The sequence below is a fragment of the Shewanella sp. MF05960 genome (assembly GCF_050849305.1).
GTDB lineage: Bacteria > Pseudomonadota > Gammaproteobacteria > Enterobacterales > Shewanellaceae > Shewanella.
The window spans coordinates 108,575-133,469 of sequence record NZ_JBOZPS010000012.1 but is presented as its reverse complement, the minus strand read 5'-3'; the positions used below and the strand labels follow the sequence as shown (position 1 = coordinate 133,469).

Genomic DNA, 24,895 nt, shown 5'->3' with positions numbered 1-24,895 from the left:
AACATTTTTTGCCAAATCAATCGCAATAGTGGTAACTTTCATGGTGGACGCTCCTTAAGTAACTGTATGGTTCAACATCAGTTTGGCGCATTGACGCCGTATTAGGGAGCGTCCATCTCATCACCCAAAATAGTTGGCGAAATAATAGACAGTAAACTACGCTTTATTAACAATTAACATGGCCACCCAAAATAGTTGGCGAAATAATAGACAGTAAACTACGCTTTATTTACCCCCTGCTAAATGGTGTTTAAAGATGGCCAGACCAAGACAGACAATCGTTAGTCTAGAAGATACCCCTTATTATCACTGTTGCTCGCGTGTGGTACGCAAAGCTTTTTTGTGCGGAATTGATACCTTTACAGGAGAGGATTTTGAGCATCGACGTGAGTGGGTTGATTCTCGTATTCTTGAATTGGCAACCATCTTTGCTATCGATATCTGTGCCTACGCTGTAATGAGCAATCACTTGCATGTGGTATTAAAGGTTGATGCAGAAAAAGCGAAATGCTGGTCAGATATAGAAGTATTAATTCAATGGCACAAAGGTTTTAAAGGCACATTACTGACGCAAAAATTTGTTAAAGGTGAGGACTTAAACTCATTTGAACTTAACACCGTGAATGATTGCATAACCCAATATAGGCAACGCTTAATCGACATCAGCTGGTTTATGCGCTCTTTAAGTGAGCCAATCGCTCGAATGGCCAATAAAGAAGACAAGTGTACTGGGCGCTTCTGGGAAGGTCGTTTTAAGTCCCAGGCACTGCTTGATGAAGCGGCAGTATTAGCCTGTATGGCTTATGTTGATTTAAATCCAGTCAGAGCTAAGATGGCCGCAACTCCAGAAACCTCAGATTACACCAGTATTCAACGTCGAATAAATTCAGCGATGAAAGGCGAGCAACCAACAGAACTATTACCGTTTGTGGGTAATGAGCGTTTAAATATGCCTAACGGGCTCATGTTCAGCGTGAAAGACTACATTGTACTAGTTGAAGATACCGGTCGGATTATTCGAGAAGATAAGCGTGGTGCCATTAGCTCAAGCAGTCAGGACATACTGAATAGACTTAATATTCCTGCCGAAAACTGGCTAAAAATCACTACAGAGTTTGGTGCATTATTCAAAGGTGCTGTCGGCGCATTACCTGCCTTAACCGAATATTGTGAGCATTTAGAGCGAAAACGACGACAAGGCGCATCAAATTGTCAACGTTGGCTGCAAGCTTAAGTAAAACAGACGAAAACAATATTGTTTATCCATTGCTTGATAGGTATCAGGTCACTTGAGGTGCGCAGCGTTTAGTCTTGTCACCTGAAGTCCCGTCTAATGTTAAATCTTGATGCTTTTAGATTGGATTTTATAGTTTCGAACAAATACAGAATACGTAGATTACCGTTCAGATGATTAAAAATAAAAGTCGTTATGTTTATCGGTCTAAACATGGGTGGCAATTTTAAGAACCAATGAGTCACACTCCCACTTGAGCACCAAATTATCAGTGAGCTGGTTAACTGACAGGACAGTGTTCTTGCGGGTGATAGATGTTAGACGGGTATAGCGTGCGGTAGTGTTAAGGCTGTTGTGGCCGAGCAAGTGCTGTACTGAGCGTAAATCTAACCCTTGTTCGAGCAGATGAGTCGCATAGCTGTGACGTAAATTATGTGGGCTGATGGATTTGTGAATGTTGCACTCACGAATAACGCGCTTTAGTGCTTTTTGAATACCGCCTTTATCTATCATTGAACCTGGCTTGCCATCTTTACCGGGAAATACATGACGGGGGTGGCGATGGGTTCGCCAGTAATATCGCAGCGCTAACAATGTGCGTTGTGGTAACGGCACCAGTCTGTCTTTACCACCTTTGGCGTCACGAATATGCACCTGCATCAACGCAGCATCGATATCGCCAACCTGCAATGAAATGGCTTCGCCGAGGCGAAGTCCCATACTGTACAAGGTTAAAAAGCACACTTGATATCGCAGCTTATGAGTGAGACTAATGACGATAGAGACTTCGGCAGGGGTCAAAATATCGGGTAAGCGTTTGACTTGTGGCGGCTTAACAATACTCAACCACTCCCAATGTTGGTTAAGGACATACCGATAGAAAAAATGTAATCCATTACGGTCGAGTTTTACGGTACTCCAGGAGTGAGAGGCAATTAAATCAGCAAAATAACGCTTCAAATCATCGGTTGAAAGGTTATCAGGGCAACAGTCAAAATAAGCACTAATGCGCCTAACGGCGCGACTGTACGCATCGATGGTAGCAGGCCGCTTGCCTTGCAGCGTTAAATTGGTAAGATGTTGTTGATAAAGAAAATCAAAGCGTTGTTGTTCGTGAGCGTTCATAGTAATACTCCTAGATAGCTGCCAAGGTAGGCAGGGTCTAGTAAGTATTTATGATGGGGCTAAAGATGTGCTTTTATCTTTTCTGCCGCAAAGCGGCTTCGTTCAACAAGCGTAAGCACTGGGACAAGCCTCATTCGCTTCGCTCAATCGTTTGCCTGTGTTACGGGCGTTATATGCTATCAAGGTAATAAAGCACTATTGTCCTTTTTTTAGTATCATTATTGCTGTTTTTGGGCATTAATATTGAATTAGGAATAACTGAAGATGTCTAAAGAATTAGAATTGGCAAAGTACTATTTTGATTTGTCTAATGCGAGTGATTTTACAACAATTGAAACGTTATTTGATGAAAATTCAACATTCTGTACACGCAATTTAGATTACTTTATTGGCGTTAAAAATATAATGCCGATGCAAAAGGCGCATCACGGCTCTTATCAAAAAACCCACTGGGAAGTTACAACTGTTGAAGAGATAAAAACGGGTGTAATACGTTTTGAGTTTGATTTTTCTGCTTTGAATAAGGTAAATGAACTAATTCACTTTTCAGGTATAGAGTATGTCGTAATTCGTGATGGAATAATTAGACACATCGATATTAGAAGTGCTTAGCTTATCCGTTGAGAACGCATATAACTAATAAGGATGGCCTAATCATGGGTGGCAACGTTAAGATTCCTATTCAAAATAATGACATCGCCAAAAGCCTTTGGTGAGTGAGTGTTATTTTGATTTACTGGGTGCATATAGTGAGTTAATTATTTAGGTTTAAATAAATCGATAAAAGCTCATTTTTTCAACAGGTTAGCTGTTGAAAGGTAATGGCTGCTTCGTCGCTAATAAAAGGAATTAATTTTGCGTTTTTTCAATTGGGTCTACTTTTTGTTTTTTATGATATTAACTTTCTGCGCTAATTCATGGGCAACAAATACTGTTGATATTTTACCTATGCGCGACAGGGCAGATTTTCTCGATAATATATTGGCAAAGCGTGTTGAGCTATTATTGCCCAAGCTAATGAACGAACATAAGCTAGATATGTGGGTCATCATTGGCCGTGAGTACAATGAAGATCCGGTGCTTAAAACATTATTACCTGCAACGTGGTTATCTGCTCGTCGTACAACAATATTAGTGTTTGCGCGTAAAAGTGATGGCAGTATAGGTGCTCATGCTATTGCGCCTTATAACGTTGGCCATGTCTTCGAAAAAGCGTGGGATAAAGCAAAACAACCCAATCAATGGTTAGCACTTAATGAATTAATTGAAAGCTACCGACCTAATAGCATCGGTATTAATCAATCTTCACATTGGGCACATGCTGATGGGTTGGTCGCAACCGATAAAGAAAGCCTGTTATCGCATTTACCTGAAAAATACAAAACCAAAGTTGTTTCAGCTGAACCTGTTGCCATCGGTTGGCTAGAACAAAGAATCCCTGAAGAAATAGCGATTTACAAAGATATTGTAAAATTAGCGCATTCGATAATAGCAGAAGCATTCTCAAGCAAGGTTATCACCCCAGGGCAAACAACGACTGACGATGTGGTGTGGTGGCTTAGAGAGCGCATTGTTGAACTTAAGCTACAAACTTGGTTTCACCCAACCGTTTCAATTCAACGAATTGATAACGTTAATGTTAAGCATAATTCAAGTTTAGCGAATGACGACGGTAAACAGATTATTTTACCGGGCGATCTATTGCATGTTGATTTTGGCATAACCTATTTACGCTTAAATACCGATACGCAGCAACATGCTTATGTATTAAAACCGGGTGAAACCGAGGCGCCCCACTATTTACAAAAGGCACTGTTATTTGGCAATCAACTCCAAGATATCTTTACGGGGCATTTCTCTGAAGGATTGACGGGTAACCAAGTGTTGGCGCGTTCTCGTCAACAGGCCATTTCACAAGGGTTACAGCCAACCATTTATACCCACCCGCTGGGTTATCATGGCCATGGTGCCGGCACTACGCTGGGGATGTGGGATTCGCAAGAGGGAGTACCAGGCGATGGTGATTACCCATTACATGTAAATACCGCGTATGCCATTGAGCTGAATAACGCTATTTTTATAGAAGAGTGGAAAAAAGAAATTAGAATCATGTTAGAAGAAGATGCCATTTTCGATAAATCGGGGGTGTGGTATCTCAATGGCAGGCAAACAGAACTTCTGTTAATTAAGCCTCGTGCCAGTTAATGGTTAGTTATTGTTGCTGAATGAAAACTCAAAGAAAAAGCCGATGTGTTCATCGGCTTATTTAATGCAAGATTTGTTTACGTTCTAATCGCAGTTGCTACATTTCTTTTACTGCATCATCTTTTATTGATTCTGCTGTTTTGTCCGTTAAGGTAATAAGTAAGCCAGTGAGTAAGCTCATGCTATAGCCAAGTACAGCGCCAATCATTAACGGTGGAATAATAGCGGCAAGGTCGGCATTAAGTGCGAATGTGATACAGCACCCAATAAAGGTTCCAGGAATAAACGCAAAGTTTTTATTGCTGGCTTGTAGGCACATAAACGCAGTCACAATACCGGTTAAGGCGTAGCTAATGATAGATGAGCCTAATACGCCACTGCCTGCAATAATTAACCATCCCCAGAATACGCCTGAAAGATTGGTTGTCATTGCCATCATCATTCCTTTTACGCCCGTTTCGGTTTGCGCGAAAAAGGTGCTGCAACCAAGAAAGCCGACCCATGTGACCAGATGAAACACATCCGCAAGGCCAGCCCAAACGGCTGCCAATAAACCTGCAGAAATAGCAATTTGCCAACGATGCGCCATAGTCGCCTCTCAAGATTAAAAAATAGAACGGTGAGTTCTAAATTTAGCACAATAAACTCAGTGTATGCAGTTTAGTTTTATAAAAAGCGATCCAGTTCGCAAATAATCGCGATAGCTAATACAGCCTCAAAACGGGCCCGAGCGCTTATTTTATAATGATATCAAGATGCTGTTATTGATTTTGCTGTAGCTCTGCGCCGCTGGAGATTGATCATTATTTTATGCGGGTGTGGTTTAAATGGGTTATTTAAGGACATTGATAGCATGAGGTAATTAAGATAGGTTTTATCATGGATGTGCATCTATTTTACGTACAACATTATTTAAAGGTGACTTTTCCGCCCACCATTTTATAGGCTGGAGCGCCTCTCATCAGTGTGTCTCGAGCAAATATTTGGCCACACTCAGGACAGGTGCACGGTACTTGAGTATTATCTTTTACGATACGTTCTTTAAAGCATTTGATTAGGGCACCTTTACCGCCTTTGCGGTAGGTAAACAGTTGCGCTTTACACTGAGCACAGAATATATCGACTGTGCGTGTTGGGCCTTTTTTGTTAGGTTTTGCCATATTGAGTCTTATTTACGCGTTTGAGTGGGAATATTTATTGTCATAAAATCGTGATTGGTATGAATAATAATGAGTTTTGATTGGTTGAGGTGCAACCATTGGTGGTCCGTTTTGATGATATTAATACTTAACTGGTTAATTAATGCTCTTTTAGTCTTTTTTGTCAGGTCGTAACCATTAAATCATTGAACAAATTACTTAATTTTGATCTACGCTTTTAAATCATATTAACTCTTTAATCTGAATTCAGGATATTGAGACAACTCGTATGGCCACCGTGAATGTAGGTAGCTGTAAAAGTGACACAGGGATCAACATTAATGGCTATTGCTAATTTATGGGCAAGTGAGCTCGATTATCGTCGTACAGTGTTAAAGGCAGTGTTAATTGTCATCATTATTGCAGGCAGTCTTTTTGTCGTGAATAACTGGTTTAGTGGTTTCCAGGTGTACGCCATGGTTGAGTTGGCGGTGGTATTTTTATGTATTGGTATACTCGCAATTCATAAACGCACGCCTAACCTGACCTTATGGTGCTCAATATTTTTATTTGCAGTTTTTACGGTCATTTTGATTGGCATTTATAGCGCATCGTTTAATTCTGGGCTATTTACCTGGTTATTTATTATTCCTGTTTTGTCATACTTGCTATTAGGCATCAAGCTAGGCACCCTTTATACCAGCGTATATATGACGGCAGGTATTGCGATTTTAACGTATGCCTTGATTTACAATCTTGCCGATATTTATCCCATTACCATTGCCAATATCTTACTGTGTTTGGCGGCCATTTGGGCGTTATCTTTTAGTTATGAATTTAAGCGTGCAGAAGCGGTTGAACGTTTGCAGCAAATAGCGTCTATAGACCCGTTAACGGGGTTAAATAATCGTTTATTGTTGGATTCCATTTTCGATATGCTATGCCAAAGTTTACCTGAAGAACAACAGTCAGTGTCGATGTTACTACTCGATCTTGATCATTTTAAAAAGATTAATGATCAGTTTGGTCATGATACCGGTGACAAGGTTTTGGTTAAGGTGTCTCAGTTAATCAATGATATGCGACGTCGTAATGATTGGGCTTTCCGTTTTGGCGGTGAAGAGTTTTGTATGCTCATCCCTAATACGAATATGCAGCAGGCAAGCCAAATTGCAGAGCGTTTGCGCGTCGCAATAGACAACATTACTGCCGTTGGTGACAGTAAGCTCAGCACTAGCATTAGTATTGGTATCGCTCGTTGGCCTGATGATGGCAGTCATTTACCACAGATTTATAAAGCCGCAGATGAAAGACTTTACAAAGCGAAAGCTCAAGGGCGAAATCAGGTGGTGTCGGGGTAATAACTCGCACTTAGTCTAAATAGATTATCAGTTGTCTAGTTGATCGTATCGGTGAATGTTAATCCGTTTTTGACTTTTTTGACTCTATTATTGATGGCTTCTGTCAGCTGCTGCTTTTACTTATCTTCGCCACAAAATTCTGCAAAACCTAATCCCCAACCATGAGGGTTAACCTGAGTTGCCAGATTGACCACTCGATAACAATAATCACCTTGTTTTACGATTCGATTAGGATCTAATTTGTGATTTAACGTATGGGGTTGGCTGGTGTCAATGTTAGGTATTAGCTCAATGAACTCCACCTCAGTGTCCATCTCACTCAAACTGCCAACGGGTTTGTTTTTTGCTGCTGTTTGCGCGCCAATGAGTTGTTCAAGCTGTTGGTTATTATGCTGCTGTAAGTATTGCGTCGCGGCTTGTTGCATTGAAAAGGCTGCATTAATTGTGTTGGTCGATCTATTGAGTGTTGAGTTAATTGTTGGTTTAGGCTCTTTCGGTTGATGATTGCTTTTAACGGTTGGAGTACTGATTGTTGTTGCCAATACAGGCTCACTCGATGCAGGTTCCTCTATTGTGGCTGATTTTATGGGAACCGTTTGTATCGAGGCCGATACTATTGTGCTTGGCGAGTCACTTTGGGTTGATAAAGACGTTTGTTCAATGCGTTGAGCGGATGAGTTCGCTGCACTTTTTATGTCGACTTCAGATTCAGGTTCAGTTTTATATTGAGCTTCATGCTCTGGTTTGTTGCCAGTCGCCGCGAGCATCGACTCATAGTGTTGTGAGGTGATGAGATAACTTTTAATGGCGGCATGTTTGCTTGACGCCGCGTGTTTTGCCACTCTTTGCTTGTTATCTTGTTGCCAAAACCAGGCCATTAATACAATCAGTACGCTATGCATTACTAACGCGTAAGTCAATGGCTTAGATAAGTGTTGTTGCTCAAGTGTACTAACGTGTCTGTTTGTGCATTCTGTGCAGGTTTTAATGCTAGTCATTTAGCGTCAGTGTCGTTTTATTTTATCGTTGTTACCTTTGATTGTTAATAGAAAGTAAAGTTCAAGTGAATTGGCACATTAGACTTTTAACGAGTAATGACCTGTTAACGCGAGTATTGGTCACCTTAACGTTGTAGTGATTATTTTGTGTGTTACTGGTAGTCGAGTGACTTTACCGTTAATCGCTCTTGGTTAGATAAACGAATTTGTATGCCATCGATAGTGGTAATCCGTTGCTCTTCTATGTCTTTTTTGCGCACCTTATAACTCGCTGTCATGGCTTCAATGGGGGACGAAATAGTGACTTCTACAATCGTGTTATCGTCGTACCAACCCCAGCCCCAATAACCCGCAGTTGCTAGCATTGAAAGTGCAATCATAGTGTAAATAATCATCCTGCTTAGCAAGGGGGGCTTTTCAATATGGATAGCGGCGTTACGTTGAGCGACTTTGCTGCCTCGCCCTCGTCGTAAATACACAATTGCCCCAATAATAACTAACATGGTAATGAGGATTTTTGTTAACACGTCATCGTCCTATAATGGTAAGTTCAAGTTGATTATACGGCGTTTTGCATTGTTTACCGTTATCTAGTACACATCATGAATGCGATAAACAATATTGTTTGCTGGGTATTGTTACAACCGTAACCCCTTATGAAGTGATCTCACTCGTTATCCATAAACTCTCTATGTGATCTATTCTAGGTATTTTGATGGCATTGTATTTTTACTTGTTAAAGTCGCGAGCCATCACATAAAAATGATGTTGCTTGAATAATAATCAGCATCATGGCTTATCTAACAAGACTTAATAAATCAATATGACTGTAAAAGATATTATCGACGAAGAAGTCGTTTATCCGCCGGATTTTAAAATACTCTCTACAACCAATCTAGAGAGTATTATTACACATGTTAATGATGATTTTATTGCGACCTGTGGGTACACCAAAGAAGAGTTAATCAACCAGCCGCATAATATTGTGCGCCATCCTGATATGCCTAAGGCTGCATTTGCAGATCTGTGGGATACCATTAAGCAAGGGCAAAGCTGGATGGGGCTGGTAAAAAACCGCTGTAAAAATGGTAAGTATTATTGGGTCAATGCCTATGTTACTCCAATTAAACGTAATGGTATTATTTGCGAATATCAGTCTGTGAGAACGCAACCCGACCCCGAGCTAACCCAGCGTGCTCAGGCTTGTTATGATTCAGTTAATGCGGGTAAAACGCCAAAGCCAAAGTTTGGCGCCAGTATTATCACTAAACTCTTTTTAACTTGGTTGTGCTCAGTAACTCTGTTTATTAGCCTACCTTATTTAAGTTCAACATTTGCTGTTTTTGGGCTTGTTGCCGCTGTCATGTGTTTTTGTATGCCACTTTATTTGCTGAAACACCGTTTTGAAGCTGTGCTCGCTTTGAGCAAGACAATCCACAATAACCCGCTCAACCAATTTGTTTATACCGGTTATACCGATGAGTTATCTCATTTAGAATTAAGTTTACGGATGCAAAAGGCCGAAATATTGGCCGTGATAGGGCGAATTAAAGACAGCGGAGAACATCTTCAGCAGGGTTTAGACGAACACCAGCAGCAAAATGAAGCTAATCAAAACCAACTTGTTGAGCAGTCTCAAAATCTTGAGCAGGTTGTTACCGCGATAGGGCAAATGAGTTCATCGGTTACCGATATTGCTCAGAGCACTTCCAATTCGACAACTGAAATTCATAAATTGGTTACCCAATTACAAGCCACTAAAACAGCGCTGGCCAATAGCCAAGCCGCTAGCACAGAGATAAATCATTTACTTTCTGAGTCGCGTATTGCAATTTCGTCTTTAAATCAACAATGCCTGAATGTTAATCAAGTAGTTGAAGTCATTGAGAGTATTGCGCAGCAAACCAATCTATTGGCGCTAAATGCAGCTATTGAAGCCGCTCGTGCAGGCGAATCGGGTAGGGGTTTTGCGGTTGTTGCTGACGAAGTACGCAATCTAGCAAGCCGCTCGGCAACATCGGCTAATGAAATCCATAAAATTATCAATACACTGAGTCGCACAACGGCTGAGGCGGTAGTACAAATGGATCAAAGCCACTTGCTTACCGATAAAAGTATCGACTCGGGAAACATGCTTGAGCAAAGTCTAACGACGGTCAGTCACGTGATGGCGACTATTGAGAGTAATGGTGAGCAAATATCGGTGGCAGCAGAAGAGCAAGCTGCAGTTGTTAATCAAATTTATACTAATGCAATGACACTTCAGCAAGGTATTAATCAATTTGAAAAAAATTGCCAAAATGCCGCAATGCATAGTCAAGATATTAGCGCTCAAGGCAGCAGACAAACGGAGTTAGTGTTGCAGTTTAACTAAACTTATTATCGATTTTATCGAACGTAAATCACACTATTATGCCATATTTATTCAGTTAGTTGACTGCTATGCTCTAGGTATCATTTGATTGCTCATAGGGTTTACATGAAAGTGCTACAGCGTTTTAGCGCATTACCGGCAATGGACGGTGATGGCGTTAACATCAAGCGTATTACCGACTTTGAGCAGCTTCGCTTTGATCCCTATTTAATGATTGATGAGATCAAATCTGACGACGAGCAAGACTTTATTGGTGGCTTTCCGCCACATCCTCACCGTGGCGTCGAAACCTTTACCTATATCCGTAAAGGCGGGTTTGAGCATCGTGACCAAATGGGCAATATTAAGCCGATACGAGCCGGTGATGTCCAGTGGATGAGCACCGGCAGTGGTGTCGTGCATTCTGAAATGCCGCTAGCAGATGCCAAAGAAGGCCTGCATGGTTTTCAAATTTGGCTCAATATGCCCGCTAAAGACAAAATGCGTACGCCGATATATCAAGACAGTCTCAACCAACATAAACCCCAATTGAATAATGAGCACGGCGCCACACTTTTAGCGTTAGCAGGTGCGTGGGGGTTTAATCATAATCCATTAGCAATCAACGCCGCGATTGAAGGGCTGGCGGGTAATGGCGCTATTGCCGATTTAACCTTACAGCCACATGGCCACGGCACGCTAAACCTCGAGCGTTTTAAGACCGTCTGTGTCTATATTTATCAAGGTGATCTGCATTATATCGATGGGCAAGGTTTGCGTGAAAGCGCGACAGCTGGTGAGTTTGTGGTATTAGATGCCCTTGAAGTGTGCCATTTTCAGGCCGAAGATAAAGGTGTCGGTTTGTTGATTTTAGCCGGTAACCCTATTAACGAGGCCATCGTGCAGATGGGGCCCTTTGTGATGAACACTCAGGCAGAAATAGACCAAGCTGTACGAGATTATCAGCAAGGACTTTTTGGTCAAATTGTTTAGCCAACGAATCATAAAATATCCCTGTTTGAGATAAAGATTTGTCAGCGAAAGCTGAAGAAAATTGCTACAATAGCGCATATACCCAATCAACTTGAAGAGACGTGTTTCAGAGCTTCACCGTGTTTTCAATACTAGGCGCGTTAATGCAGTAATGTAGGTACCTTATAAATTAGCGCAACAACGTAGTGGGAACACGGAGAAACTCCCAAAGGGCAAGTTTTACACGCGTTTATGCTGTGTTATTGATTTTGGAAAGGGAACGACCATTACCCGCAATCAATGCCTTGCCTAAACGCGTGTAAATTCTTGCTGAAATCGAGCCTCTCCAGGTTGATTGGGTATATATGGCCAAGGACAATTTGATGCGTAGAGATTGATACGCTAAGAATATTAACCTTGGCTAATTTGTTTGTGCAGCACTTGCGTGCTTTTTAGCTTTCGATATCAGAGGATATTCGCCTTGAGTCAGTCTACTGAACCAGCCGTTAACATGGCTTTCGCGTCACTTAATTTAAAAACTGAATTGCTTGAAAACCTACAAACCATGGGTTTTGAATCGATGACTCAGATCCAAGCCGAAAGCTTACCGCCAATTTTGGCCGGTGAAGACGTAATTGGCCAAGCAAAAACAGGTTCAGGTAAAACTGCTGCGTTTGGTTTAGGTTTGCTCAATAAGCTTGATGTAAAACGTTTTCGCATTCAAACCATGGTGTTGTGCCCAACTCGTGAATTGGCTGACCAGGTAGCAGAAGAAATCCGTACTCTGGCTCGCGGTATTCATAACATCAAGGTATTAACCTTATGTGGTGGTGTGCCAATGGGGCCACAAGTGGGTTCGCTTGAACATGGCGCACATATTATTGTGGGTACGCCGGGTCGTATAGTCGATCATTTAGATCGCAACCGCTTAGATTTAAGCAACATGAACATGTTGATTTTAGATGAAGCCGACCGCATGTTAGAAATGGGTTTCCAGCAGCACATTGACCAAATTATTTCAGCTGCGCCGCGTGAGCGTCAAACGTTATTATTTAGCGCGACATTCCCTGAGCAAATCAAATCGATTGCCGACCAAATCATGTATAACCCTGTGATGGTTAAAGTTGAGCAAAAGCATGACAACTTAACCATTGAACAGCACTTTTACCGTGTCGACGACAACCATGGCCGCCTAGAAGCGTTGCGCTTATTGTTACTTGATAAGCAACCGCGCAGCTCAGTGGTCTTTTGTAATACGAAGCGTGAAACCCAGCAAGTGGCTGATTCGTTAGCCGAGTTTGGTTTTAGTGTGTTAGCACTGCACGGTGATTTGGAACAACGCGATCGCGATCAAATGTTATTACAGTTTGCTAACCGCAGTGCGCGTATTTTAGTGGCGACAGATGTTGCGGCGCGCGGCTTAGACATTGATGAGCTTGATGCGGTATTTAATTACCACATTGCTTACGATACTGAAGTACACATTCACCGTATTGGCCGTACTGGCCGTGCGGGTAGCTCGGGTGCAGCTTACACCTTCTTTGGTGAAGATGACGGTTACAAAATGGCGATGATTGAAGAAGCCATGGGTAAAGATGTTGTCAGTGAAACATTGCCACCAATGAGTGCCTTAAACAAACTGCCACAAGCGGCTGAGATGATCACAATTCAGATTGATGCCGGTAAAAAGCAAAAGATCCGTCCTGGTGATGTTGTTGGCGCATTAACCGGTGATAACGGCTTAGACTTTAATGATATCGGCAAAATCAAAGTGACCGAGTTCCGTGCTTATGTTGCGGTAAACAGCAAAGTATCGAAACAAGCGCTGAATAAATTGAATAAAGGTAAGTTGAAAGGTCGTAACTACCGAGCCTGGTTTATGTAATGGTATAAGTGATGTTTAAACAAAAAAACCGGTGAACAATGTTCACCGGTTTTTTATTGGTTAATCAACTCTGGGTTAATTAACTATTAGCTAAACGACTACTCTCTAAGCGAGAAGCCGTAAGACTTATCGCTTAATATCAATGTTAGCTTCTTATTTTGGCATTAGCATATGGATTAACGCTGTCTTTAGATACACCAGTATTGCTGCTTGCTGCTGCACCGCTATTGCCTGCACCACTGCGACGTGGTGGACGATTACGCTGTGGCGGTTTATTACCATTAGCGATCGCTTCTTGTCTGTTACCTGGCGCTTTAGGTTTGCTAGCGCCTTGTGATTGACCATCATTGCTGCGAGCTTGCTGGCGTGAGTCATATTTACGCTCAGACTTATCAGCATTATTTGTATTTTGCTGAGCATGCTTACTGCGATTTGGGTTTGGATTTTTAACGCTATTGGCTTTATGACCACCAGAGCGACTACCCGCTTCAGGAATAGTGAAGGGTGCTTCAAAACCTGCAAGTTGCTTACGCTCAATAGTACGCTTAATTAATCGCTCAATATCATGCAGTAGCTTAACTTCTTCAAGGCCAACTAACGATACCGCTTGACCGGTAGAACCTGCACGGCCGGTACGGCCAATACGATGAACATAATCTTCAGGTACGTTAGGTAAGTCAAAGTTAACCACAAATGGCAGTTGGTCAATATCGATACCACGCGCGGCGATATCGGTTGCCACCATGACTTGTACTGTGCCGGCTTTAAAGTCAGCCAATGCTTTAGTACGCGCTGTTTGGCTTTTATTACCATGAATAGCGGCGGCTTTAATATTGGCAGCTTCTAAACTTTTAGCTAAACGGTTAGCACCATGTTTAGTACGCGAGAACACCAACACTTGTTTCCAATCATTGGTTTTAATCAATTCGATTAATGCCGTCGACTTACGCGTTTTATCCACTGGGTACACGCACTGAGTAACGGTGTTAGCGGTGGCATTACGTGGCGTCACTGAAATCTCAACCGGGTTATTGACTAACCCTTTGGCTAATTCGCGGATTTCATCGGAGAAGGTTGCCGAAAACATCAAGTTTTGACGTTTAGGTGGCAATAACGCTAATACTTTTTTAATGTCGCGAATAAAGCCCATGTCTAACATGCGGTCCGCTTCGTCTAACACTAAAATCTCTAAATTGCTGAAGCTAATAGCTTTTTGTTGGCATAGATCAAGCAGTCGACCTGGGGTTGCCACTAAAATATCAACGCCATTTCTTAGGGCTGCAAGTTGCGGGATAATAGACACACCACCAAACACAACAGCTGATTTTAACGGTAGGTTGATACCGTAAGTGGCAACACTTTCTTGAACCTGTGCGGCTAATTCACGCGTTGGAGTCAATACTAATGCACGCACTTGGCCACGCTGGGCGCGGTTGCCTTTTGACAATAATTCTAGGATTGGCAGGGTAAAGCCTGCGGTTTTTCCTGTCCCGGTTTGGGCGGCTGCCATGACGTCTTGTCCGGCTAGTACTGCTGGAATGGCTTGTGCTTGAATCGGAGAGGGGGTGTCATAACCTTGTTTTTCAACTGCTTTTAAAATAGCAGCATTCAGACCAAGTGAGGCAAAACTCATAGAAAAATCTCTTTGGGCAACATATTGTTGCTATGAATAAAAGGTAGCCAGAAACGGCGGCCGTGAAGCTTACCTGAAAACGGCTATAAGTGCTATTAAACTCTTATTATAGCCGCCAGCGCGAAGCCTCATTAGCTTGCTGTGTCTGCTAAGGGCTGTAATAGTCGGCTGATACACAGAATATAATGATTTAGAATGAAATAGTGTTAATCTTGAGGCATCGATCAGTGCTAAAACTCAACTTATTACATACAATAAAATGACAATCGAACTTTAGCAGCCTAGCTGAAGTGATTGAAGGTTAAGGTATTACTGACTGATGAAATTAACGGCGTTATCACATATTGAGAAAACGGCATACGAGCTGCGAGATCATGCTCATGCTGTGCTCAAGAATGTGTTGTTAATGTCGAATATTTCTACTTTAGAGCTCCAACTGGCGATGCGCCAATTATCGAGTCACAGCCGCGTGGCATTGCATTTTCATCCCGACAGAATTGATAACCGTGGCCTGAGTGTCATTGACGGTCTATTGCGTGACGGTGTCTATAAAAGCCAATTTGAGACCCATGTGTCTAATGGCCATTTATCACCAGAGTTAGGTGGTTCTCGAGACCATTGGGAAAATCAATTATTTGGTAATAGCTATGCTGGTATTAAGCATCGGCCCAAATACGGCGCCCTTGATTTTGGTTTATGTCCTTTGGGGCCTGCGCCGCGTTTTGGTAGCTGTTATTTAATCACTCACTCGCAAATACTATCTCGTTGTACCTTCAGCTATATGGACTCTTATCGGTTACCCAAAGAAAAGGGCACCATCAAATGTTTTGATGCCATTTTAGCGGCATTAATGAGTGAGAGTTTTGAACGTCAATATGCCTTGGGCTGCGCAGGCCTTAAACCGAGTAAGTTAATTTCGCACTTTAGCCAGCATTTAACCGATCCGGTGACCTCACGCTTTGAGGGTATGACCAGTGGTAATTTAGATCATTACATCGAAGCACAAATTCACGGTGATGTGTCGCTAGAAAGGGACATTGCCATGCTGGTGGCTGACCCGTCGTTTAATGGCAGTAAAATTGGCGATTCATTAATGGCATTGTGCGCTGAATATGACATCGAACTGCATTGGCACAATGGTAGACAAATGCACATTGCGGATGTGCCTGATGATTTTAGAGGCGCTGTAATGCCTGCGTTGGCAAAAAGCATTGCTGAAGATGAAATCATTAATGCCGACATTATTGGCCGAGCGGCATATCAACTGCAAAAACAACCTACCTCGTGGAGCGAGCGCGGGGCGCATACTAAAAAGCTGCAAGATTTAAAATTGTTATGGCATGTGTTGGTTAAATACGGTCATACCCCCTCGAGTGAACCATTTCTGTTGTAGTTTCAGCTTGATTTAAGCGTGATTATCTATAACTGATATCTATAACTGATACCCATTGCTAATAGTCCATTAGCAAAATGTGAATCAGTTAACATTTACACTGTTTAAGGTGTTATCTCAGGTCCAGTGCTGCGATACTGCAGCCAATTTTAGGCGAAGATCAACACAGCCGGAGCATTATGGATAAGTCGTTAGAAAAGTCATTAACTCAGTGGCTTAAAAGCCAACAGTCTGCCTGTGGTATTTTCCTTAAGTTATCTATTTTGTGTGGCTGGCTCAATGGCGTTGCCATTGTTGGGCAAGCTTATTGTATTGCGCGTATTTTACAGCAAGTGATTATGCAAAATATGCCTGTGCAAGCATCCAGCATTGAATTTATCGGCCTCATTGGTTTGTTACTGCTGCGAGCCGGATTAGCGCAAGTGCGTGAGCGGGTGAGTTTTGAGGCGGGTAAGCGTTTGCGCACTGATATTCGTCAAGCCGTGTTGAATAAATTGGTTGAGTTGGGGCCCGTGTTTATTAAGGGAAAACCTTCAGGCGCCTGGGCAAGCATAGTGTTTGAACAGGTTGAAGACTTACACGACTATTACGCTAAATACGTGCCGCAAATGATGTTAGCCGGTTTTATTCCTTTGCTTATTTTGGTGTGTGTATTCCCACTTAATTGGGCAGCAGGAATTATTTTATTGGTTACGGCGCCCTTAATTCCGATGTTTATGATTTTAGTGGGCATGGGCGCTGCTGATGCTAACCGCAAGAATGTTAAGGCGTTGTCTCGGTTAAGCGGCCATTTTATGGACCGTTTAAAAGGCTTGCAGACGGTTAAGTTATTCCACCGTGGTGACGCTGAGTTAGTTAATATCGAAACAGCTTCAGAAGATTTTCGTAGTCGCACTATGTCAGTGCTGCGATTAGCTTTTTTAAGCTCGGCGGTATTAGAGTTTTTTGCTGCTGTATCGATTGCCGTGCTAGCGGTGTATTTTGGCTTTAGTTATTTAGACCATTTAGATTTTGGCCATTACGGCGTAAGTATTAGTTTATTTACCGGCATGTTTGTACTCATTTTAGCGCCAGAGTTTTTTCAGCCACTGCGCGATTTAGGCACCCATTACCATGCCAAAGCGCAAGCGATTGGTGCGGCAGAAACGTTAGTTGAACTGCTCAATTATCAAGTTCAAGGCAGCGAAACGGCCGCCAATAGCCAGCCTAAAGCGCCATTTTCAGCTGATGCTGTCAGTATAGAAGCGGTTGAACTTGAGGTATTTAGTGTTGATGGTCAGCGTTTGTTAGGGCCGATTTCATTTACGTTGCCAGCGGGCGAACACTGGGCGATAGTTGGCCCAAGTGGCGCAGGTAAAACCAGTTTGCTCAATGCTCTACTCGGGTTTTTACCTTACAAAGGCAGCCTGAAAATCAATCAACAATCGCTGTCGAGTATTCAATTGGCCGATTGGCGACGTCATTTAGCTTGGCTTGGCCAGGATCCGCAATTGTTTCATGGCACGGTTCGCGATAACGTCGCGCTAGCAAATCCGCAATTAACTGACCCGCAAATTATGGCGTTACTTGAGCAAGCTAATATCGGCGATTTTGTCACCCAGCATGCCCAAGGGTTAGATTTGATGATAAGCGATCAAAGTGCCGGGGTTTCTGTTGGCCAGGCGCAGCGTTTTGCTTTAGCTCGGGCACTTGCGCAACCCGCCAAGCTGTTTTTACTCGATGAACCGACTGCTAGTTTAGATGCTCAAAGCGAGCAGTTTGTGTTGGCGTCATTGCAAACCGCCATGCAAGGCGCGAGTGGATTAACCGTTACCCATCGGTTAGATGATTTAAGCGCAATGGACAAGGTGTTGGTGATGGATAAAGGTCTTATTGTGCAACAGGGTCATGTGAGCCAATTACAACACAGTGATGGATTGTTAGCGCAAATGATTAATCAGCAGCAGGAGGTGTACTAATGAATCACTCAACTGAGCAATCCTCACTGCAAACTGACTCGCCTCAAACTGCAGCACAATCGATATCAACGCGGAACACATTATTGCGAGTATTAGTGCCGTTTTTAGCCTTGTTTCGTCGCCAGTGGTTAATGATGCTGACCGGCTTAATATTAACCTTTATCACCTTATTAACCGGCATTGGTTTATTGTCGCTATCGGGCTGGTTTTTATCGGCGACGGCAATCGCGGGCTTATCGATTGTCACTGCGCAAATGTTTAACTTTTTTACCCCAGCAGGTGGGGTACGTTTTTTCTCTATCGCCCGAACCGCCAGCCGCTATGGTGAACGTTTAGCCACCCACGAAGCGACATTTAAGCTACTCACTCAATTACGGATTTGGGCATGGCAAAAACTTTTACCGCTCAGTGCTGCCAACCTGCAAGGTTTACGTAAAGGTGATTTGCTTAATCGTTTAGTGGCCGACATCGATACCTTAGATCATTTGTATTTACGCTTGCTTACGCCTTTAGTGGCATCGCTACTGATGATTGCAGGCTTAGGTGTTTTTCTAGCTTGGTTTGATCTCAGCTTAGCCTTGAGTTTGTGCAGCATTTTATTGTTAGCCTGGTGCGTTCTACCTGTGGTGTTTTATGTGCTCGGTAAAGCGCCTGGTCGGGCATTAATTGATGCGAAACAGCAATATCGAGTCATGTTATTAGATGTTATTCAGGGCCAAGCCGAATTAAGTCTATTTGCGGCTAACAATCGCTATTTAGCTAAACTTGAGCAAGCGCAAGCGCGATTGTTTAGCCAACAAACAGCCATGGCCAATATTACCGGCTTAAGCCAAGCTATGCTGATTATCGTTAACGGTATTGCGGTAGTGGTGATGTTGTATTTGGCAAGTCATGGCGTGGGAGATAAGGTGCCGCCAGGCCCATTAATGGCATTGATGGTGTTTGCCACCATGGCCAGCCTCGAAATGATGATGCCCATCGCCGGTGCATTTCAACATTTATCCAGTACCTTATTAGCCGCACAGCGTGTCACAGACATCACAGAACAAGCCCCTGCGGTAAGCTTTAATGCCCAAAGCCCGCTTCAAGCTAGCTCCGGCGCATTGCAATTGCATCAGGTGTATTTTGCTTATCAGCCAAATTCGCCGATTTTACAGGGTGTTAATTTAACCCTTAACGCGGGTGAGAAGGTGGCGATATTAGGCCCTACAGGCTGCGGTAAATCGAGCTTGTTTGGGCTAATTACCCGAGAATGGTTGTCACAGCAAGGCAATATTACCCTCGATGGGCACCCAATAGCCGATTACAGCGAAGCTGAACTGCGGGCAGCAATGACGGTGGTGAGCCAACGTATTTATTTATTTGCCGGCACATTGCGTGATAACTTAGCGCTAGCGTTACCTTTTATTCAAGACGAGCCGAAAAAAGCCCACGATGAGCGCTTTATAAATGTATTACAGCAAGTGGGTTTAGGGACATTGTTGCAAGGCGATAAACCTTTGGACATATGGATTGGCGAAGGTGGGCGACAATTATCGGGCGGCGAACAGCGTAGAATTGGCGTGGCGAGAGCGTTACTGCGTGATGCCCCGCTATTATTATTAGATGAACCTACAGAAGGTCTCGACAAACGTACCGAGCGCGAAATACTGTCACTGTTATTGAATTTTGCTGAAAATAAAACCTTATTAATGATTAGCCATCGCACCACAGCCTTAGACAAAATGGATGCGGTTTATACCATTGAACAAGGTATGTTACAGCGAACAAGTGCTGTGAATTAACCCGCTAAACACCCCGCCAATACTGAGGTTTATGCTTATTTGCTTTATTAGCGAGTAAGCATAAATGCTCATGTATGTAACAACCTTTCTGATACAAAAATTACATAAAGTGATTTCGCTTGTTGCGATAAATTGATCCTCCTCACAAATTTGCGATTAGGTTATGTTTCAAAATTACAGTCTGCGCTGGGAGTGTGATCTTTGTTCATATATTAGCAGTTGCAAACATATATCATAAGCTATCGAAATTTTTTATAGATGGTGAATGACATGTCTGGTGTTGCAAACCCAGTGATAACCATTAAGCGGGGGCTTGATATCCCGATTGCTGGTGAACCACTTCAGCAAATAGATGGCATGCCTAAAGCGACGCAAGTGGCGTTGATTGGCGAAGAATATGTTGGTCTAAAACCAACTATGATGGTTGAGGTTGGCGATCGCGTAACAGCAGGCCAAACGCTATTTGAAGACAAAAAAACGCCTGGCGTGCGATTTACCGCGCCAGCAAGTGGTGTGGTATCTGCGATTAACCGTGGTGATCGTCGTGTTTTACAGTCGGTAGTGATTGATTGTGATGCTGAGCAAACAGCGACTAAGATTTTGCAACCACAGGTGCTTAGCGGTTTAAGTCTTGAAAGCGTTAAGCAAGGCTTAGTCGACAGTGGCTTATGGACTGCATTCAGAACTCGTCCGTTTTCGCGCGTACCGCAACTTGATGCCACTCCAGCAGGCATATTTGTCACCGCCGTTGATACCAATCCGTTAGCGGCCGATCCTCGCGTCGTTATTGCTACTCAAACGGCAGCATTTGAGGCCGGGTTATATGTGTTGAGCATATTAACCTCTGGCAAAGTGTACTTGTGTCAGGACGCGGGTGAGTCTCTGATCAAGCAAGCAAATGAGTATGACTTATCAGACATTAGCGTTCAGCGTTTTAATGGCGTACACCCTGCTGGTCTAGTCGGTACCCATATACATTATCTCTTGCCAGCCAGTATTGAGCGTCAAGTGTGGCATTTGGGTTATCAAGACGTGATTGCCTTTGGCAAATTGTTTTTAACCGGTGAACTGTATACCGACCGCATCGTCGCTATTGCTGGCCCAAATGTATTAAAACCGCGTTTGGTGCATACCCAATTGGGGGCAAAGCTCAGTGAATGGGTTAATAGTGAAATTGACCAGCGTCAGTCGCGCATCGTGTCTGGGTCATTATTGTCAGGCCACACGGCGGCAGGGGTTTATGATTACCTTGGTCGTTTCCATAATCAGGTCAGTGTGCTAACTGAGAATGATCGCCAGGAGGTGTTACCTTGGGTGCGTCATGACAACAATAAGTTTTCGCTCACCGGTATCATGATGTCTGGCTTTAGCCGCACCAAAAAACTATTCGATTTTACCACTCATGCTGGGGGCTCTCCTCGCGCCATGATGGCCTTTGGTCAACTTGACCATGTTATGCCGCTGGATATTCTCCCTATCTTATTAGTACGTGATTTAGTGGTACGAGATACCGATGAAGCGCAACTGCTGGGCGCATTAGAGCTAGATGAAGAGGATTTAGCCTTATGTACGTTTGTGTGCCCAGGAAAGTATGACTTTGGTAAAGAACTTCGTGCTTGCCTAGATATTATCGAGAGGGAAGGTTAATGAGTCAGCAACAGAAAAAGCCCAGCCAAGATAGCTATTACGCTCATGGCGACTCGATGCGTAGCTTCTTACGTTCATTATGGATAGCCAATGGCCGCAGCACTAAAGGCCATGTGCATATTCGTGATGCAATTGATGTTAAACGCACCATGCACATTGTGGGTATGTGTTTATTTCCGGCGATGTTATTTGGCATGTACAACTTGGGGCTACAAGCTCAGGTCGCCATTATGGCCGGTGCCACGCAACCAGAAGCATGGCAACTGGCCATTTATAACTTATTGTTTGGCCCGTTAACTGAAAGCTCTGGCTTAATCAGTTTGTTTGCCTATGGTGCCAGTTTTTATGTGCCATTTTACCTCACCGCATTGGTAGTGAGCCTAGTGTGGGAGGTGGTATTTGCTAAAGTTCGCCACCAAGAGTTACACGAAGGCTTCTTTATTACTGCGTTGCTGTTCTCACTTATTTTACCGATTTCGACACCATTATGGATTGTGGCGTTAGGCCTCAGTTTTGGTGTTGTGGTGGCAAAAGAGATGTTTGGCGGCATGGGGTATAACTTCTTAAATCCTGCGCTTGCGGGTTATGCCTTTATTTATTTTGCTTACCCAACAGAGGTGGTCGCATTAGGCCAGTTTGTTGCGGCTGATGGCTATTCTGGCGCAACCACGCTAACGCTGACTGTGGCGAAAAAGCTCAGCTTCGTCGACACAAGTTGGTTCAGTGTGTTTAGTGATAGCACCTGGTGGGATGCCTTTTTAGGCTTTACGCCAGGCTCTGTTGGCGAAACCAGCACCTTAGCGATTTTAATTGGCGGCGGCATTTTATTCATGACCCGTATTGCTGATTGGCGCGTTGTGGCGGGTGTAATGGTTGGGATGATATTAACCGTCTTATTGTTTAACTACTTTGGTTCAAGCAGAAACCCTATGTCAGCAATGCCGTGGACATGGCACTTAGTGACAGGCGGTTTTGCCTTGGGGATGATGTTTATGGCAACCGACCCGGTTACCGCCTCATATACCCGCAAGGCCAAGTTTGCTTATGGTTTTACGATTGGTTTGATGACCATCGTTATCCGTTTACTCAATGCAAAAATGCCTGAAGGCATTATGTTAGCCATTTTGTTTACCAATTTATGGGCACCGTTATTCGACTACCTAGTCGCTCAAGCCAATATTAAACGGAGACTAAAACGTCATGGCCTTTAAAAAAGATACCGTTACCGGAACAATGATTTTTATCATCGTTTTAAGCTTGATTTGCTCGTTTATGATCACTGGTACTGCCGAGATTTTAAAAGAGCGTAAGTTGGCCAAAAAGCGTGATGAAGTGAAGCAATTTGTACTAAAAGCCGCGGGTATTGATATTAGCCAGGGTGACTTTAGCGAGCTGTTTGCGCAGCGTGTTAAGCCTAAAATGGTTAATTTAGCCAGTGGGCAAGTCACTGAAAAAGACAACTTGCTCGACTTTGACGAGCGTATGGCGGCCATCAATCCTGACACGTCTAGTAAACCTAAAAAAGACATCGCCAAGATTAAAACCATGGCAAATGATATCCGTATTTTTGAGGTTTACGATACCAATAACCAGCTGTCTAGCATTGTAATGCCAATTTACGGTAAAGGTTTATGGTCGATTATTTATGGCTATATGGCAATTAAACCAGACCTTAATACCATTGAAAATATCGTATTTTACGAACACGGTGAAACCCCGGGTATTGCCGATTTTGTTACCGACCCACAGTGGTTAGCGTTATGGCAGGGTAAAAAACTGTTTGATGAAAAAGGTAAAATGGCGATTAAAGTCATTAAAGGCGGCGCTAAAGACGGTGATATTCACGGCATCGATGGTGTCAGTGGGGCAACGCGAACAGGAGTTGGGATCCAACGTTTAGTTGAGTTCTGGTTTGGCGTTGAAGGATATCAAACCTATCTACACGCGATTGCTGCGGAGGGTAAGTAAATGAGTAATAACACGTCTACTCGCGAGATTTTAACATCGCCAATATTTGAAAATAACCCCGTCGCCATGCAGGTGCTCGGTGTGTGTTCAGCGTTGGCGGTGAGTAACTCAATGCAAACCGCATTAGTGATGACTTTAGCCGTGACCTTTGTACTGGTGTTTTCTAACTTAATTATCTCCAGTATTCGCCACTTTATTCCTAACAGTGTGCGGATTATTGCGCAAATGACCGTGATTGCCTCATTGGTGATTATTGTCGATATGGTGCTGCAAGATGTGGCGTATGAACTGTCAAAACAGTTATCTGTGTTTGTCAGTTTGATCATTACTAACTGTATCATCATGGGCCGTGCTGAAGCCTTTGCCATGAAACACCCACCACATTTAGCTGTGGTTGATGCATTAGGTAATGCCATGGGCTATGGCTTAATTTTACTGGGCGTTGCTTTTGTCCGTGAATTGTTAGGCCGTGGCAGTTTGTTTGGTCACGACATATTTACCACCATTGAAAACGGTGGTTGGTATCTTGCTAACGAAATGTTCACGTTACCGCCGAGTGCATTCTTTTTAATTGGCGTGATGATTTGGGCCATTAAAGTCGTTCAGCGTAAGCGCAGATAAGGAAGCATCATGGAACACTATATTAATTTATTTATCCAAGCTGCATTTATCGACAACATGGCCCTGTCCTTTTTCCTGGGTATGTGTACGTTTCTTGCCGTGTCTAAAAAGGTCTCTACCGCGTTTGGTTTAGGGATTGCCGTGATTGTGGTGATGGTGCTGGCTGTGCCATTAAATCAAATCATTTATGTGAATATTCTTGCACCTGGTGCGTTAGCCTGGGCAGGTTTTGCTGAGTTAAATTTAAGCTACTTACAGCTGATTACCTTTATTGGGGTGATAGCCGCATTAGTGCAAATTTTAGAAATGTTTTTAGATCGTTACATTCCTACTTTGTATCAGTCATTGGGGATCTTTTTACCGTTATTAACCGTAAACTGCGCCATTTTTGCTGGGGTTATTTTTATGGCTAACCGTGACTATAACTTTACTGAATCTGTGGTGTTTGCATCGGGTTCGGCTGTGGGTTGGGCAATGGCGATTGTATTACTTGCAGGCTTACGTGAGCGGATGAAGTTTCATGCCATACCTGATGGTTTACAAGGTATCGGTATTACCTTTATCACGACAGGGTTGATGGCGCTTGGGTTTATGTCTTTTGCTGGCATCACGTTATAAC

At 43.1% G+C, this 24,895-nt stretch carries 21 protein-coding genes; 15 read left to right on the top strand and 6 right to left on the bottom strand.

Features of this window, described 5'->3' with window-relative positions; translation table 11 throughout:
• Positions 1 to 256 precede the first annotated feature (256 nt).
• The gene (locus tag ACROAE_RS13650; RefSeq protein ID WP_432402625.1) at positions 257 to 1,234 is read left to right on the top strand and encodes a transposase; all 978 of its coding nucleotides are present in this window, start codon (positions 257 to 259) and stop codon (positions 1,232 to 1,234) included.
• Between the two features lie 207 nt (positions 1,235 to 1,441).
• Here the strand turns inward: ACROAE_RS13650 and ACROAE_RS13645 are convergent, their stop codons facing one another.
• Positions 1,442 to 2,359, bottom strand: coding sequence for a tyrosine-type recombinase/integrase (locus ACROAE_RS13645; RefSeq protein WP_432402623.1), 918 nt, complete (start codon positions 2,357 to 2,359; stop codon positions 1,442 to 1,444).
• Between the two features lie 264 nt (positions 2,360 to 2,623).
• Here ACROAE_RS13645 and ACROAE_RS13640 point away from each other — a divergent pair, with 264 nt between their 5' ends.
• Both ACROAE_RS13640 and ACROAE_RS13635 read left to right on the top strand, forming a co-directional pair.
• Positions 2,624 to 2,971, top strand: a complete 348-nt coding sequence (locus ACROAE_RS13640; RefSeq protein ID WP_432402621.1) for a hypothetical protein — start codon at positions 2,624 to 2,626, stop codon at positions 2,969 to 2,971.
• Between the two features lie 279 nt (positions 2,972 to 3,250).
• Positions 3,251 to 4,564 (top strand): M24 family metallopeptidase, encoded by a 1,314-nt coding sequence (locus tag ACROAE_RS13635; RefSeq protein WP_432402635.1) that lies wholly within the window; start codon positions 3,251 to 3,253, stop codon positions 4,562 to 4,564.
• 97 nt (positions 4,565 to 4,661) lie between these two features.
• Here ACROAE_RS13635 and ACROAE_RS13630 read toward each other — a convergent pair whose 3' ends face one another.
• The gene (locus ACROAE_RS13630; RefSeq protein ID WP_160053445.1) at positions 4,662 to 5,153 is read right to left on the bottom strand and encodes a DUF1097 domain-containing protein; all 492 of its coding nucleotides are present in this window, start codon (positions 5,151 to 5,153) and stop codon (positions 4,662 to 4,664) included.
• Positions 5,154 to 5,472: 319 nt separating this feature from the next.
• Positions 5,473 to 5,724 (bottom strand): hypothetical protein, encoded by a 252-nt coding sequence (locus tag ACROAE_RS13625; RefSeq protein ID WP_432402618.1) that lies wholly within the window; start codon positions 5,722 to 5,724, stop codon positions 5,473 to 5,475.
• Between the two features lie 320 nt (positions 5,725 to 6,044).
• Between ACROAE_RS13625 and ACROAE_RS13620 the strand changes: the two genes are divergently transcribed.
• Positions 6,045 to 7,064 (top strand): GGDEF domain-containing protein, encoded by a 1,020-nt coding sequence (locus ACROAE_RS13620; protein WP_432402616.1) that lies wholly within the window; start codon positions 6,045 to 6,047, stop codon positions 7,062 to 7,064.
• Between the two features lie 116 nt (positions 7,065 to 7,180).
• Here the strand turns inward: ACROAE_RS13620 and ACROAE_RS13615 are convergent, their stop codons facing one another.
• Positions 7,181 to 7,966: a hypothetical protein gene (locus ACROAE_RS13615; protein WP_432402614.1), complete on the bottom strand. Its 786-nt coding sequence runs from the start codon at positions 7,964 to 7,966 to the stop codon at positions 7,181 to 7,183.
• Positions 7,967 to 8,214: 248 nt separating this feature from the next.
• Positions 8,215 to 8,589: a hypothetical protein gene (locus tag ACROAE_RS13610; protein ID WP_432402612.1), complete on the bottom strand. Its 375-nt coding sequence runs from the start codon at positions 8,587 to 8,589 to the stop codon at positions 8,215 to 8,217.
• 296 nt (positions 8,590 to 8,885) lie between these two features.
• Here ACROAE_RS13610 and ACROAE_RS13605 point away from each other — a divergent pair, with 296 nt between their 5' ends.
• The 3 genes from ACROAE_RS13605 (at position 8,886) to dbpA (ending at position 13,272) form a co-directional block, all read left to right on the top strand.
• Entirely contained in the window at positions 8,886 to 10,436 is a 1,551-nt protein-coding gene (locus ACROAE_RS13605) for a methyl-accepting chemotaxis protein (RefSeq protein WP_432402609.1), read from the top strand.
• Between the two features lie 105 nt (positions 10,437 to 10,541).
• The gene (locus ACROAE_RS13600; protein WP_432402607.1) at positions 10,542 to 11,408 is read left to right on the top strand and encodes a pirin family protein; all 867 of its coding nucleotides are present in this window, start codon (positions 10,542 to 10,544) and stop codon (positions 11,406 to 11,408) included.
• Positions 11,409 to 11,898: 490 nt separating this feature from the next.
• Entirely contained in the window at positions 11,899 to 13,272 is a 1,374-nt protein-coding gene (gene dbpA / locus ACROAE_RS13595) for an ATP-dependent RNA helicase DbpA (protein ID WP_432402633.1), read from the top strand.
• Positions 13,273 to 13,417: 145 nt separating this feature from the next.
• Here dbpA and ACROAE_RS13590 read toward each other — a convergent pair whose 3' ends face one another.
• Positions 13,418 to 14,905 (bottom strand): DEAD/DEAH box helicase, encoded by a 1,488-nt coding sequence (locus ACROAE_RS13590; RefSeq protein ID WP_432402605.1) that lies wholly within the window; start codon positions 14,903 to 14,905, stop codon positions 13,418 to 13,420.
• A 319-nt stretch (positions 14,906 to 15,224) separates the two neighbouring features.
• Between ACROAE_RS13590 and ACROAE_RS13585 the strand changes: the two genes are divergently transcribed.
• The 8 genes from ACROAE_RS13585 to nqrE all read left to right on the top strand — a co-directional run bounded on the left by ACROAE_RS13585 (position 15,225) and on the right by nqrE (position 24,894).
• Positions 15,225 to 16,298 (top strand): DUF3626 domain-containing protein, encoded by a 1,074-nt coding sequence (locus ACROAE_RS13585; RefSeq protein WP_432402603.1) that lies wholly within the window; start codon positions 15,225 to 15,227, stop codon positions 16,296 to 16,298.
• Positions 16,299 to 16,477: 179 nt separating this feature from the next.
• On the top strand, positions 16,478 to 18,256 hold the full coding sequence (gene cydD / locus ACROAE_RS13580; RefSeq protein WP_432402600.1) for a heme ABC transporter permease/ATP-binding protein CydD: 1,779 nt from the start codon (positions 16,478 to 16,480) through the stop codon (positions 18,254 to 18,256).
• Positions 18,257 to 18,339: 83 nt separating this feature from the next.
• Entirely contained in the window at positions 18,340 to 20,040 is a 1,701-nt protein-coding gene (gene cydC, locus ACROAE_RS13575) for a heme ABC transporter ATP-binding protein/permease CydC (RefSeq protein ID WP_432402631.1), read from the top strand.
• Positions 20,041 to 20,310: 270 nt separating this feature from the next.
• A complete protein-coding gene (locus ACROAE_RS13570; protein WP_432402598.1) occupies positions 20,311 to 21,687 on the top strand; it encodes a Na(+)-translocating NADH-quinone reductase subunit A in 1,377 nt (458 codons plus the stop codon).
• Positions 21,687 to 22,898, top strand: coding sequence for an NADH:ubiquinone reductase (Na(+)-transporting) subunit B (locus ACROAE_RS13565; protein ID WP_432402596.1), 1,212 nt, complete (start codon positions 21,687 to 21,689; stop codon positions 22,896 to 22,898). The genes ACROAE_RS13570 and ACROAE_RS13565 overlap by 1 nt, the downstream gene beginning before the upstream one ends.
• Positions 22,888 to 23,655 (top strand): Na(+)-translocating NADH-quinone reductase subunit C, encoded by a 768-nt coding sequence (locus ACROAE_RS13560; RefSeq protein WP_432402594.1) that lies wholly within the window; start codon positions 22,888 to 22,890, stop codon positions 23,653 to 23,655. The genes ACROAE_RS13565 and ACROAE_RS13560 overlap by 11 nt, the downstream gene beginning before the upstream one ends.
• On the top strand, positions 23,656 to 24,276 hold the full coding sequence (locus ACROAE_RS13555) for an NADH:ubiquinone reductase (Na(+)-transporting) subunit D (protein ID WP_432402592.1): 621 nt from the start codon (positions 23,656 to 23,658) through the stop codon (positions 24,274 to 24,276).
• Positions 24,277 to 24,285: 9 nt separating this feature from the next.
• Positions 24,286 to 24,894 carry an NADH:ubiquinone reductase (Na(+)-transporting) subunit E gene (gene nqrE, locus ACROAE_RS13550; protein ID WP_432402590.1) on the top strand — a complete coding sequence of 203 codons (609 nt, stop codon included), beginning with the start codon at positions 24,286 to 24,288 and terminating at the stop codon, positions 24,892 to 24,894.
• Position 24,895 lies beyond the last annotated feature (1 nt).

Excerpts from the sequence above, each read along its gene's own strand:
- ACROAE_RS13650 (WP_432402625.1), top strand. The coding sequence starts at position 257 with ATGGCCAGACCAAGACAGACAATCGTTAGTCTAGAAGATACCCCTTAT.
- ACROAE_RS13645 (WP_432402623.1), bottom strand. The coding sequence starts at position 2,359 with ATGAACGCTCACGAACAACAACGCTTTGATTTTCTTTATCAACAACAT.
- ACROAE_RS13640 (WP_432402621.1), top strand. The coding sequence starts at position 2,624 with ATGTCTAAAGAATTAGAATTGGCAAAGTACTATTTTGATTTGTCTAAT.
- ACROAE_RS13635 (WP_432402635.1), top strand. The coding sequence starts at position 3,251 with ATGATATTAACTTTCTGCGCTAATTCATGGGCAACAAATACTGTTGAT.
- ACROAE_RS13630 (WP_160053445.1), bottom strand. The coding sequence starts at position 5,153 with ATGGCGCATCGTTGGCAAATTGCTATTTCTGCAGGTTTATTGGCAGCC.
- ACROAE_RS13625 (WP_432402618.1), bottom strand. The coding sequence starts at position 5,724 with ATGGCAAAACCTAACAAAAAAGGCCCAACACGCACAGTCGATATATTC.
- ACROAE_RS13620 (WP_432402616.1), top strand. The coding sequence starts at position 6,045 with ATGGCTATTGCTAATTTATGGGCAAGTGAGCTCGATTATCGTCGTACA.
- ACROAE_RS13615 (WP_432402614.1), bottom strand. The coding sequence starts at position 7,966 with ATGCATAGCGTACTGATTGTATTAATGGCCTGGTTTTGGCAACAAGAT.
- ACROAE_RS13605 (WP_432402609.1), top strand. The coding sequence starts at position 8,886 with ATGACTGTAAAAGATATTATCGACGAAGAAGTCGTTTATCCGCCGGAT.
- ACROAE_RS13600 (WP_432402607.1), top strand. The coding sequence starts at position 10,542 with ATGAAAGTGCTACAGCGTTTTAGCGCATTACCGGCAATGGACGGTGAT.
- dbpA (WP_432402633.1), top strand. The coding sequence starts at position 11,899 with ATGGCTTTCGCGTCACTTAATTTAAAAACTGAATTGCTTGAAAACCTA.
- ACROAE_RS13590 (WP_432402605.1), bottom strand. The coding sequence starts at position 14,905 with ATGAGTTTTGCCTCACTTGGTCTGAATGCTGCTATTTTAAAAGCAGTT.
- ACROAE_RS13585 (WP_432402603.1), top strand. The coding sequence starts at position 15,225 with ATGAAATTAACGGCGTTATCACATATTGAGAAAACGGCATACGAGCTG.
- cydD (WP_432402600.1), top strand. The coding sequence starts at position 16,478 with ATGGATAAGTCGTTAGAAAAGTCATTAACTCAGTGGCTTAAAAGCCAA.
- ACROAE_RS13570 (WP_432402598.1), top strand. The coding sequence starts at position 20,311 with ATGTCTGGTGTTGCAAACCCAGTGATAACCATTAAGCGGGGGCTTGAT.
- ACROAE_RS13565 (WP_432402596.1), top strand. The coding sequence starts at position 21,687 with ATGAGTCAGCAACAGAAAAAGCCCAGCCAAGATAGCTATTACGCTCAT.
- ACROAE_RS13560 (WP_432402594.1), top strand. The coding sequence starts at position 22,888 with ATGGCCTTTAAAAAAGATACCGTTACCGGAACAATGATTTTTATCATC.
- ACROAE_RS13555 (WP_432402592.1), top strand. The coding sequence starts at position 23,656 with ATGAGTAATAACACGTCTACTCGCGAGATTTTAACATCGCCAATATTT.
- nqrE (WP_432402590.1), top strand. The coding sequence starts at position 24,286 with ATGGAACACTATATTAATTTATTTATCCAAGCTGCATTTATCGACAAC.